The sequence below is a fragment of the Streptomyces smaragdinus genome, from assembly GCF_009604385.1.
In the GTDB taxonomy this organism is placed as follows: Bacteria; Actinomycetota; Actinomycetes; order Streptomycetales; family Streptomycetaceae; genus Streptomyces; species Streptomyces smaragdinus.
On sequence record NZ_WEGJ01000030.1, the window covers coordinates 15,679 to 27,478 of the forward strand.

9 protein-coding genes are annotated in these 11,800 nt (G+C 71.7%); 5 read left to right on the forward strand and 4 right to left on the reverse strand.

Annotated features, from left to right (window positions below; genetic code table 11):
- Positions 1 to 156 precede the first annotated feature (156 nt).
- Genes SRB5_RS26935 through SRB5_RS26945 form a run of 3 tightly spaced genes read left to right on the forward strand, consistent with a single transcriptional unit; the run spans position 157 to position 4,318 of the window.
- Positions 157 to 1,617: a DUF4331 domain-containing protein gene (locus SRB5_RS26935; protein WP_323378525.1), complete on the forward strand. Its 1,461-nt coding sequence runs from the start codon at positions 157 to 159 to the stop codon at positions 1,615 to 1,617.
- The gene (locus tag SRB5_RS26940; protein ID WP_323378526.1) at positions 1,614 to 2,894 is read left to right on the forward strand and encodes a tetratricopeptide repeat protein; all 1,281 of its coding nucleotides are present in this window, start codon (positions 1,614 to 1,616) and stop codon (positions 2,892 to 2,894) included. The genes SRB5_RS26935 and SRB5_RS26940 overlap by 4 nt, the downstream gene beginning before the upstream one ends.
- The gene (locus SRB5_RS26945; RefSeq protein ID WP_194293043.1) at positions 2,891 to 4,318 is read left to right on the forward strand and encodes a High-affinity nickel-transporter; all 1,428 of its coding nucleotides are present in this window, start codon (positions 2,891 to 2,893) and stop codon (positions 4,316 to 4,318) included. Before SRB5_RS26940 ends, SRB5_RS26945 begins: the two co-directional genes overlap by 4 nt.
- Before the next feature lie 48 nt (positions 4,319 to 4,366).
- On the opposite strand, the gene SRB5_RS26950 is transcribed toward SRB5_RS26945, so the two are convergent.
- From SRB5_RS26950 to SRB5_RS26965, 4 genes are all read right to left on the reverse strand, one after another.
- Positions 4,367 to 5,011, reverse strand: coding sequence for a response regulator transcription factor (locus SRB5_RS26950; protein WP_323378527.1), 645 nt, complete (start codon positions 5,009 to 5,011; stop codon positions 4,367 to 4,369).
- Positions 4,996 to 6,234 (reverse strand): sensor histidine kinase, encoded by a 1,239-nt coding sequence (locus tag SRB5_RS36765; RefSeq protein WP_153456038.1) that lies wholly within the window; start codon positions 6,232 to 6,234, stop codon positions 4,996 to 4,998. Before SRB5_RS36765 ends, SRB5_RS26950 begins: the two co-directional genes overlap by 16 nt.
- Before the next feature lie 138 nt (positions 6,235 to 6,372).
- Positions 6,373 to 7,380, reverse strand: coding sequence for a 2,3-diaminopropionate biosynthesis protein SbnB (gene sbnB / locus SRB5_RS26960; protein ID WP_153456039.1), 1,008 nt, complete (start codon positions 7,378 to 7,380; stop codon positions 6,373 to 6,375).
- A 43-nt stretch (positions 7,381 to 7,423) separates the two neighbouring features.
- Positions 7,424 to 9,697 carry an MMPL family transporter gene (locus SRB5_RS26965; protein WP_153456040.1) on the reverse strand — a complete coding sequence of 758 codons (2,274 nt, stop codon included), beginning with the start codon at positions 9,695 to 9,697 and terminating at the stop codon, positions 7,424 to 7,426.
- A 315-nt stretch (positions 9,698 to 10,012) separates the two neighbouring features.
- Here SRB5_RS26965 and SRB5_RS26970 point away from each other — a divergent pair, with 315 nt between their 5' ends.
- Positions 10,013 to 10,987, forward strand: coding sequence for an ATP-binding cassette domain-containing protein (locus SRB5_RS26970; protein ID WP_323378528.1), 975 nt, complete (start codon positions 10,013 to 10,015; stop codon positions 10,985 to 10,987).
- Positions 10,984 to 11,787, forward strand: a complete 804-nt coding sequence (locus SRB5_RS26975; RefSeq protein WP_153456041.1) for an ABC transporter permease — start codon at positions 10,984 to 10,986, stop codon at positions 11,785 to 11,787. The genes SRB5_RS26970 and SRB5_RS26975 overlap by 4 nt, the downstream gene beginning before the upstream one ends.
- Positions 11,788 to 11,800: the final 13 nt, after the last annotated feature.

The window sequence follows — 11,800 nt, forward strand, 5'->3', positions numbered from 1 at the left end:
GAGGCAGGGCCATCGAATAGCACAAACGTTTCTGCGTGAACCGTTCGTGTGAAAGTGCCACACGGATAGCCCCTTCCGGTCGCCGGAGTCCCCGCTCAAGATCGCCGTGCTGGAACGCTGGGCGCGCCAGACTTCCCGCGAACCGTGAGGTGCCCCGTGTTTCCGAGCGTCAGGCTCTCCCCGCGGCGGGCGGCCCTGCTGCCGGCTGCCGCCGCCGTCCTCGTGTCCGCCGCCGTCGCCGGCCCGCTGACCGGCAGCAGCCGGGCCGGCGGTCATGTCGATGCCCCTTCGTCGGTGGCCGACACCGCCGCCGACCTCACCGATGTGTACGCGTTCACCAGCCCGGACGCCCCCGACACCGTCACCCTCGTCGCCAACGTGCGTCCGTTCCAGCTCCCCGGCAACCCCGCCAACGCGCTGGCGGACTACCCGTTCGCGACGGGCGCCCGGTACGAGATCCACACGGACGCCGACGGGGACGGGGCGGCCGACACGACGTACCGCTGGACCTTCACCGACGACGACCGCCGCCCCTTCGGCCTCGGCCCCAAGGTCGGTCCGCTGCCGGTGACCTCGCTCGACTCCTCCTCGCTGGGCGTCCGCCAGCGCTACACCCTGGAGCGGGTACGGGCGGACGGCACGGAGAAGCTGGTCGACGGGATCGCCGCGCCGACGAACGTGGGGCGGGCGCTGATGCCGGATTACGCGGCGCTGCGGAGTGAGGCGGTGCGCGAGCTTCCCGGCGGCGGGCAGACGCTCGCGACGCAGGCGGCGGACGCGTTCAAGACCAACACCCAGGACTTCGGCCTGTACACGGTCGGGACGGCCGGACCGGTGCCGAACTGGGGGCCGGACGCCAACCCGTTGGCCGTGACCAACGTCAACAGCCTCGTGCTGCAGGTGCCGAAGGAGGACATCGCGCTGAAGGGCGATCCGCAGCGCAACCCGGTCGTCGGCGTATGGGCGACCGTCTCCCGGCCGGGCGCGGACCTCAGCCGGTCGCTGGACGGGCAGGCGCCGTCCTTCCGGCAGATCTCCCGGCACGGCATGCCGCACGTCGCGTTCGCGGTGTACGGGTCCACGGTGGGCCTGCAGACGCCGGGCGGGCCCGAGGACCGGTTCCAGGCGCGGGTGCCCAAGGACGACGCGCTGGAGCAGGAGTTCATCGACACCGTGCTGGATCCGGTGCCGCCCCGGCGGATCGAGCGGGCCCAGGGGTTCAAGGCGCCCGCGACTCCGCGTGAGGACATCCAGGCGCTGTTCCTCAAGGGGCTGGGGAAGGACAACGGCGCTCCGTTCGGCGTGGATCTGAACACGCACACCATGAACGCGGACGCCGATCCCGCGCGCATCGTCCTCGCCGAGGAGCTGCGGCTGAACCTCACCACCCCCGTCACCGGTGAACCGAATGTCAACGGTGTCCTCGACGGTGACCTTCAGGGCTTCCCGAACGGGCGGCGGCTCAACGACATGATCGACGGTCCGCTGCTGCGCATGCTGGAGGGTGAGCCCAACGGGCCGTCCGCCGCGCATCTGGTGCCCGCGCCGATCGTCGAGCTGCAGCCCGCCGACGCGCAGGACACCTTCCCGTACGTCAATCTGCCGCACGCCCTGTGATCCGACGGCGACGACTGATCGGCGGGACCGCCGCCGTCGCCGTCGTCGGGGCCTGCGCGGCCGGTCTGCTGGCCCTCGGACCCGGCGGACCCGCCGGGCGGGCCCCCGCCGTCGCCGCGCCCGTCGGCGGCGGCACGGCGGCGGAGGTCGCCCGGTGGATGACCGAGGAGTTCCCGGACGACCCCTACGTCTGGGCCCAGTCGGGGCGCGCCGAGATCGAGGAGGCCCGCACCACGCTGGACGCGGGCCGGCTCGACGCGGCGGACCGGGCGCTGCGGCGCTCCCTGCGGCTGGACCCCACGGACAACTACGCCGCCGTCGTGGGCCGGGGGATGCTCGCCAACGCCCGCCACGCCTTCGACGGGGGACGTCGATTCGCCTTGCGCGCCACCCGGATGGCCCCCGACCGGGCGGAGGGGTACGGGGTGCTCGCCGACGCGGAGATCCAGCTCGGCCACTACGGCGCCGCGCGGACGTCCGTCCAGCGGATGCTGGACCTCGCTCCGTCCACCGCCTCGTGGGCGAGGGCGGCGTACGACCTGGAGACCCACGGGCGGACGTCCGATGCGCGGATCGCGCTGGAGCGGGCGGAGGAGGCGGCGGGGACGGCGGACGAGAAGGCGTTCGCCGCCTATCGGCTGGGGGAGCTCGCGTGGGCGCGGGGGGACGTGACGGGGGCGGAGGCCGGTTTCCGGCGAGCCCTCGACGCGGTGAAGGGGCATCCGTACGCCGAGTCCGGCCTCGCTCGGGTGGAGGCGGCGCGGGGGCGGACCGACAAGGCGCTGAAGCGGTACGGGCGGCTGGTCGGGCGGACGCCGGCGCCGCAGTTCCTGCTGGAGGCGCTGGAGCTGCGGGTCGCCGCCGGCCAGGGGCGGGGGGAGTCGCTGCGGGCGGCCCTCGACGCGCAACTGAGGCTGCAGCGGGCCGGGGGAGGTGCCGTCGATCCGCATCTCGCGCTGTACGCCGCCGACTTCGGGGACCCGGACGTCGCCGTCGAGCTGGTGCGGCGGGAGGCGAAGCGCTCGCGGGGGGTGATCGTCGCGGACGCGTACGGCTGGGCGCTGTATCGGGCGGGGCGGACGGAGGAGGCCGCCGAGCAGGCGCGGGCGGCCGGGCGTACGGGGTGGGACAACGCCCTCTTCCTCTATCACCGCGGAGTCATCGAGGCGGAGCTCGGTGAGGCGGAGGGCGTGCGCAGGGTGGAGCGGGCGCTCGAGGTCAATCCGAACTTCTCGCCGTATCACCGGGAACGGGCCGAGGAGCTGCTCGGGAAATGAAGCGTGCGTCCCTCGTGACGGCCGTGGCGGTGCTGTGCCTGGGGGCCGCCGCCCCCGCCGTACAGGCCCATCCGCTGGGCAACTTCAGCGTGAATCACTACGACGGTCTGGTCCTGACGCCCGACGGCATCGAGGACCGCCTGGTCGTCGATACGGCGGAGATCCCCACCGCCCAGGACGAGGGGGCGACCGACACCGACCGCGACGGGCGGATCTCCCGGACGGAGGCCGCGGAACGGGCCGCCGCGAGATGCGCGGAGCAGGCGAGCCGTACCCGTGTCACCGTCGGCGGACGGCGGCTCCCCTGGCGCAGCACCCGCTCAGGGCTCACCTACACGAAAGGCGAGGCGGGGCTGCCGGTCGCCCGGCTGGCCTGCACGCTGCATGCCGACGCCCGGCTCGGTGAGCCCGCGTACGTGTCCTTCGCGTCCGCCGCCGACCCGGACCGTACGGGGTGGAAGGAGATCACCGCCGTCGGCCAAGACGGGGTGCGGCTGGCCGAATCGTCGGTACGGGCGGACAGCGAGACCGGCGGCCTACAGGACTATCCCGTGATCGCGCGGAGCCGGCCACGGCACACGGTCACCGCCGAGCTGCGGACGGAGCCCGGAGCGGGACCTCAGGCGGCGGACGCAAGACAACACAAGGCGGCACCCGGCGAGCCCGAATTCCTCCCCGCCCTGGAGCACCGCCTCACCGCCCTCACCACCGGCCGCGACCTCACCCTCCCCGTCGGCCTCCTCGCGATCCTCCTGACCGTCCTCCTGGGCGCCGGCCACGCCGCCCTCCCCGGCCACGCCAAGCTCGCCGTCGCCGCCTGCCTGGCCCGCCGTGAGCGAGGCGTACGGGCGGCCGTGGCCGTGGGGGCGACTGTCACGGTCACCCATACCGTCGGGGTGCTCGCCACGGGGCTGATCCTCACCGCGTCGGCCGGATTCGCCGGGGAACGGCTGCTGGGGTGGCTCGGCCTGGCGAGCGGGGCGCTGATCGCGGTCGTCGGCACCGGGCTGGTGTTCTCGGCGGTACGGACGCTGCGTTCAGGCAAGAAACACGCTCACGACCATCACGGACACAGTCACACCCACACCCACGACACCCCCCGAAAAGGCGTCCTCCCCCTCCTGGGCGTCGGCCTGGCCGGCAGCCTCGTCCCCAGCCCCTCCGCCCTCGTCGTCCTCCTGGGCGCCGTGGCCCTGAGCCGCACCGCCTTCGGCGTCCTCCTGGTCATCGGCTACGGCCTGGGCATGGCCGCCACCCTCACCGGCGCCGGCCTGCTCCTCTCCGGCGGCGGCAGCCGCCTGGCACAGCTCGGCGAACGCCGCCTCCCCGCGCTCAAGCGAGTCACCCCCTACGGCTCGCTCCTCACCGCCGTAGCCGTCCTGGCCGTCGGCCTGGGCCTGACCCTCCGCGCCCTCAGCACGTAAGCCCTCACCACGTAAGCCCTCAGCCCGTAACCCCTCACCACGTACCCCTCAACGCAGATACGCCAGAACAGCCAGAACCCGCCGGTTATCCGCCTCCGAAGGGGGAAGATCGAGCTTCGCGAACACATTCGACGTGTGCTTGATCACCGCCCGCTCCGTAATCACCAGCCGCTCCGCGATAGCCGCATTGGACCGCCCCTCCGCCATCAACGACAGCACCTCCTTCTCCCGAGGCGTAAGCCGGCTCAACGGCCCCTCCCGATGCACATCCTTCGCGAACAGCCGGCTGACGACCTCCGGATCCAGCGCCGTCCCCCCGCCGGCCACCCGCCGCACCGCGTCGATGAACTCATCCGGATCGAACACCCGGTCCTTCAGCAGATACCCGATCCCCCCACTCCCGTCGGCCAGCAACTCCCGCGCGTACAACTGCTCCACGTACTGCGACAGCACCAGCACCGGCAGCCCCGGCACCTGCCGCCGCGCCTCCAGCGCCGCCCGCAGCCCCTCGTCGGTGAACGACGGCGGAAGCCGGACGTCGACGACCGCGACGTCCGGCTTCTCCTCGACCAGGGCCCGCAGCAGCGCGGGCCCGTTGTCCACGGCGGTGACGACCTCGATGTCGTACGACTCGAGGAGCCGGACGAGGCCGTCCCGCAGCAGGAAGAGGTCTTCGGCTAGGACAGCTCGCACGGCAGCTCCATGGTCAGGGTGGTGCCCGCGCCGGCCTTGCTGTGGACGGCGAGGACTCCGTCGAAGGCGGCGAGGCGGCGTTCGATGCCGCGCAGCCCGGTGCCGCGCGACGGGTCCGCTCCGCCGTTGCCGTCGTCCGCGATCTGGCCGCGCAGGACACCGTCCTCGTACCAGAGGTCGATGGTGACATGCGTGGGGGAGGCGTGCTTGGCGGCGTTGGTCAGGGACTCGGCGACGGCGAAGTACATCGCGGACTCCACGGGCGCCTCCGCGCGGCCCGGCAGGTCGGCGTTGACGGTGACGTCGAGCGGGCTGTCCAGGGCGAGGGCGCGCACCGCGTCGGCCAGACCGCGGTCGGCGAGCACCGGCGGGTGGATGCCGCGGACCAGGTCACGCAGCTCGGTGAGCGCGGCGGCGGAGGCCTTGCGGGTGTCGGCGAGGATGTTGCGTACGGCCTCGGGGTCCTTGGCCAGCAGCCGCTCGGCGACGCTGAGGTTCATGCCGAGGGCGACGAGGCGGGCCTGGGCGCCGTCGTGCAGGTCGCGCTCGATGCGGCGGAGCTCGGCGGCGGAGGTGTTGACGGCGTCGGTACGGGTCTCGGTGAGGTGGCGCATCCGCTCGGCGGTGCGGGTGGGGGCGAGGAACGTGCCGGCGAGGCCGGCGTACCAGCGCTGGGCGGCGGGGGCAACGAGGAGGCCGCCGACGACGGTGAGGACGCCGAGGGCGGACGCGTACCAGGCGGAGCTCAGGTCGGTGATCTCGACCCACAGATACCAGTTGCCGCCGTTGTCGGAGATCGGCTCGTAGATCAGCGGCATCAGCACGCCGCCGAGTCCGCCGACGACCAGCGTGACCGGCAGCAGCGCCAGCGTCACCCCGGCCAGCGGGTTGATCAGCATCCAGGTCAGATCGCGCCAGGTCGCCGGGTCGGACAGGATCCACTGGGTGTGCTCCCAGCGGCCCTTGAGGCCCGGGGAGAACGCGGGCTCGGGGGGATACGGCGACGCGATCTCGACGCCGCCCCACTTACGGGCCATCCCCCGCGAGGCGTCGGCGGTGGCGCGGACGGCGGCGGCGAGCACCGGGACGAGCAGGACGCCGATGCCGATGCCGATCAGGGAGACGCCCGTGAGGAACAGGCTGAACACGACGACCTCCGCGAGCGCCAGCCCCACGACGGGCAGACCGCCGGCGACGGCGCGAACTCCGGGGTTGAGCTTCATGGTTGTCCCTCCCGCACGGCTCCCTGCCGTGTCCTGCTATGAGTCTCGACCACCCGCCCGCCCCGGTCACGGGACAACTGTCCCCGACCGGGGGTGTACTCAACTACACCCCCCGGCCGGGGACGGAAAAGCGTGGTCCTACCAGCGGGTCGTCTCGCCGAAGAAGTCGGCGACCTCCACGGCGGCGCCCGACTCGCGCGCCGCGTGGAAGACGTGCAGGCCGACCGCCAGATCCAGGACGCCCAGACCGAACGGCGAGAAGATCACCGGCTTGTCGCTCCCGGTGCTCACCTCGCCCTCGATGAACTGGGCGAGCGTCCCGGTGACGAAGTGGCGGTCCCCGTACTTCTGCTCCGCGAGGTGCGGGGAGGTGTTGGCCTTCATGCAGTGCTCGACGTCGTCGAGGATGTTGTAGGCGCCCTCGATCAGCTCCGGGCCGATGTCCCGCAGCGAGATGTTGAGGACGACCTGGCCGGGGACGAACGCTCCCGGGTCGGTGATGTACGGCTCGGCCGCGGTGGTCGCCAGGACCACCACGTCCGCGCCGTCGAGGGCCTTGTCCAGGTCCGCCTCGGTGCCGGCCGGGTAGCCGAGCGCCGTGGTGGCGTGGGCGGCCAGCGCGGAGCCGTACTCCTCGTTCATGTCGTGCACGGTGAGCGAGGAGACGGTCCAGTCGCGGGCCTTGAAGAACTCCAGGATGTTACGGGCGATGATGCCCGCGCCCACCACGGTCATCTTGCCCGCGGTGCGCCCGCCGGTGAGCTGCTCGGCGGCGAGCACCGCGGAGGCGGCGGTGCGGGCGGCGCTGATCTGCGAGGCCTCCAGGCAGGCGAAGGGGTAGCCGGTCTCGTAGTCGTTGAGCAGCAGCGCCGCCGACGCGCGCGGGATGCCGCGGCGGATGTTCGCGGGGAAGCTGCTGATCCACTTGATGCCGGCCACGTCGGTGCCCCCGCCCAGATGGGCGGGGAGCGCGATGATGCGGGCGTCGGGCTTGTCGGGGAAGCGCAGGAAGTAGCTGTCGGGGTTCACCGTGTCGCCCTTGTGGTGGGCGAGGTAGGTGTCGCGGACGACGTCGACGACGGTCTGCCGTGAGGCCGAGATGATCTCACGTGCGGTCTTGCCGCCGATGACGCTGAACTCGTACATGGGTGCCTGTCCTTGTGATCGCGAGGGTGGTGTGGTCGACGGGTCAGTTCGCGGCGAAGGAGCGCTCGGCGGCTGCCGCCGGGCGGGACGGGGCCTCGGCGACGGCGTCCGAGAAGGACTGCGCCACCGGCTGCGGCGCGGGCCGCGGGGCCGCCGCCGGCTCCGGGCCGCCGTGCTCGAGGTCCGGCAGCCAGCCCAGCCAGCGGGGCAGCCACCAGTTGGAGCGGCCCAGCAGGACCATCACCGAGGGCAGCAGGACGGCCCGTACCAGCGTGGCGTCCAGGAACACCGCCACCGCCAGGCCGACGCCCAGCTGCTTGAAGTCCTGCATGGACAGCGTGCCGAAGACCGCGAAGACGGCCACCATGATCAGACCGGCGCTGGTCACGACACCGGCCGTGGAGCGGATGCCGTGGGCGACGGCCGCCTTGTTCTCCAGCCCGCGGTCGTGCGCCTCCCGGATCCGGGAGACCACGAACACGTGGTAGTCCATCGACAGGCCGAACAGCACCACGAAGACGAACAGCGGCATCCACGACTCGATCGCGCCGACCGCCGTCGTGCCGACCAGCTCGTCGCCCCAGCCCTTCTGGAACACCGCGGTCATCACGCCGTACGCGGCGGCCACGGACAGCAGGTTGAGGACGATCGCCGTGATCGCGATGACCACGGAGCGGAAGCAGGTCAGCATGAGCAGGAAGCTGATGCCCATGACGAAGGCGAAGACCGGCACGATCGACGACTTCAGCTGGTCGTTGTAGTCGACGGAGAAGGCCAGGTCGCCGCCGACCGGGGCGTCGCCCAGGGTGGCCGGGACGATGTCGTCGCGGAGGGCGTCCAGCGCGCCGGTGGAGACGGAGTTGCGGCCGTCGCCGGCGAGCGGGGCGTTGATGACGGCGATGTTCTCCTTCTTGTGCAGGGTCACGTCGATCGGCTTCTTGACCTGACCGGACGCCAGGGCCGTCTGCTGGAAGTCCGCGATCGCCTTCGTCGCGGCGGGCGAGGTGATGTCGTTCGTCTGGTAGACGATCTGGGCCGGGGCGGGAGCGCCGGGGAAGACCTTCTCGATCCGGCCGGCGGTCTGCGCCGTCACGTTGTCGGCGGGCAGCAGCTGGTCGAAGCCGAGCTTCTCGGTCTTCATGGACAGGGCGGGGGAGGCGAGCGCCAGCATGCCGGCGATGCCGATCAGGGCGAACAGCGCGGGCGCCTTGAGGACGGCGCCGAGCAGGATGCCCGGCTTGTCGTTCGCGGTACGCACCCGCGCCTTGCGGCGCAGGCCCGGGATCCGGCCGGCGTTGACCTTGTCGCCGAGCATCGCCATCACGGCGGGCAGCACGGTCATGGAGCCGAGGACGGCGATCAGGACGACCTCGATGGTGGCCATCGCGAAGCCCTCGAACACCGTCAGCCCCGACAGGAACATGCCGGCCATGGCGACGGCGACGGTCAGGCCCGAGATCAGCACCGAGCGTCCGGAGGTGGCCGCCGCGATCTGCAGCGCGGTCTGCGGGTCGCGTCCGGCGGCCCGCTCCTCGCGCTCGCGGCGGATGTAGAAGAGGCAGTAGTCGACGCCGACGGCCAGCCCCATCAGGAACAGCACGGAGCTCGTCATCGCGTCCACCGGGACGAGCTGGCTGCTCAGCGCCAGCAGGCCCATCGCGGCCACGCACGCCGTGATCGCGAGGATCAGCGGCAGCACAGCGGCGACCAGCGCGCCGAACACCACGAGCAGGATGCCGAGGGCGACCGGCACGGCGGTGTACTCGGCGCCGGCGAAGTCCTCGCCCAGCGCGTCGTTGATGCCCAGCAGGCCGGTGGCCGCCCCGTACTGGCCGTACGTGACGTCCGCGTTGGCGCGGTCGGTCCTGGTGACCGCGTCCACCACGGGCTGGATACGGTCGGGGGCGGTCTCGGGGTCACCCTTGACGGTGAACTGGATCAGGGCGTCGTGGCCGTCCTCGGACACCGCGCCGGTCTTGTACGGGTCCCCGATGCCCTGCGCCAGGCCCGTACCGTCCACGGCGGTGATCGCGTCGGCGACGGCCTTCCTGAAGCCGGCCTGGTCCGCGGTCAGTCCGTCGCTGTGCACCAGGACCATCTCGGGGGCCGGGGTGGTGATTCCGGCGTCGATGAGGATCTCGGAGGCGCGCCCCGACTCCCCGGTGCCGTAGTCGGCCTCCGTCAGGCTCTTCTGGCCCACCATGCTGCCGAGGACAGTGAGCGCGACGACGGCGAAGAGCCATCCGAACAGCGCGGTCTTCCGGTGCCGGGCACTCCAGGCGCCCAGCGAGGCTGCCAGATTTCGTCGACTTGCCATTACCTCTCCCATGTGGGGTGGGACATCAATTCTTCGGACGATTGATCAGCGTTGTCCCTCAACGGTAGGCAGGGGGAGGCATTCGAAGCCTGCTTCCCGTATGGCAGTTGACTGCCGCTGCAGGGTCCTGCCAACCGGCTGGTGGCAAGCGCGTGCAGCATCCTGCAGCGGCAGTCTGCGGACATTCGATCTAGCCCGATCCGGCGATAGATCCGGTTAGGTTCCTTGGTGTCGAGGGATTCGCCGATTCGTGATCACTCCGATCACCGGGCCCCCGATTCGCTGATTCTCCGAATTCCACGAAAGGGGGAAACCGTGAATGCCGCGATCGAAGCCGACGGCCTGACGAAGACGTACGGCAGCCACCGCGCCCTGGACGACGTGAGCCTGTCCGTCGAGGCCGGCACCGTGCTCGGACTGCTCGGCCCCAACGGCGCGGGCAAGACCACCACGGTCCGTACGCTCGCCACCCTGCTCGAGCCCGACGCCGGCACCGCGCGGATCGCGGGCTTCGACGTCGTGCGCGAGCGGCGCGAGGTGCGCCGCCGGATCGGTCTGGCCGGTCAGTACGCCGCCGTAGACGAGCTGCTCACCGGCCGGGAGAACCTGATCCTGCTGGGCCGGCTGCTGCGTCTGGGCCGCAAGGGCGCCCGCGTGCGGGCCGAGGAACTGCTCGCCCAGTTCGAGCTGGAGTACGCGGCGGACAAGGCCGCCAAGGACTACTCCGGCGGTATGCGCCGCCGGCTCGACCTGGCCGTCAGCCTGCTCGGCTCGCCCGAGGTGCTGTTCCTCGACGAGCCCACCACCGGGCTGGACCCGGCCAGCCGCGCCACGCTCTGGAACATGGTCCAGGACCAGGTTGGCCGGGGCGTCACCGTGCTGCTGACCACCCAGTACCTGGAGGAGGCCGACTTCCTCGCCGACCGGATCCTGGTCGTCGACCGGGGCCGCGTCATCGCCGAGGGCACCTCCGACGAGCTCAAGCGCAAGGTCGGCGGCGAACGCCTCGAGGTCACGGTCACCGACCGCGCCCTGCTGGAGCAGGCCGTGTCCGTCCTGGCCCCGCTGGCCGTCGTCACCCCGCAGTCCGACGAGCGCCAGCGCACCGTGCACGTCCAGCTGCCCGACGGGATGGGCGCGCTGGCGTCCGCCGCCACGGCGCTGGAGTACGCGGGCATCACCGTCGAGGAGTTCGCCCTGCGGCGGCCCTCCCTCGACGACGTCTTCTTCCAGCTGACCGGCGAGTCCGCCGGCCCTGCCGACACCCCGGACGAAAAGGACGCACGATGAACCCGGCGCTGGCCCACGGAGCCGACATCGCCGCCCTCACCGGCCGCCATCTGCGCCATCTGCGGCGCACCCCCGAGAAGATCACCGGCGTGGCGCTGACGCCCGTCGCGATGGTCGTCATCCTCGGGTATCTGTTCGCCACCGTCGTGCAGGTGAAGAACACCGGCGACACCTACCGCGAGTACGTCATGGCCGGCGTCTTCGCGCAGGTGGGCCTCTCCTGCATCGGCATCACCGCCATCGGTGTGGCCGGTGACCTGGGCAAGGGGCTGATCGACCGGTTCCGTTCGCTGCCGATGGGGCGGGCCACCGTCCTGGTCAGCCATACGCTCGCGGACCTCGTCACCGCCGCGCTGAGCATCGTCCTGGTCGCCCTCACGGGACTGGCCGTCGGCTGGCGGGTGCACGGTTCGTTCGCGGAGAACGTCGCCGGCTTCGTCCTGCTGCTGGCCTTCGCGTACGCGATGCTCTGGGTCGGCGCCCTGCTCGGCATGGTGATGCGCAACCTCGAGGCCATCAGCGGTGTCGCCGCCCTCCTGCTGGTCCTCTTCTCCTTCCTCTCCAGCTCGTTCATGCCGCTGACGGGGCTGCCCGCCTGGCTGCGGACGGTCGCCGAGTGGAACCCGGTGAGCGCCGTGTCCGAGGCGTGCCGCCAGCTGTGGGGCAACACCGGGCCCGTCTCCTCCGGCAGTTATCCGGTGGCTCATCCGGTGATCGTCTCGCTCGTCAGCATCGGTCTTCTTCTCGTCGTTCTCGTCCCACTGAGCCTGCGGGTGTTCCGTACATCCGCGACCCGGTGACAAAGTCCTTCTG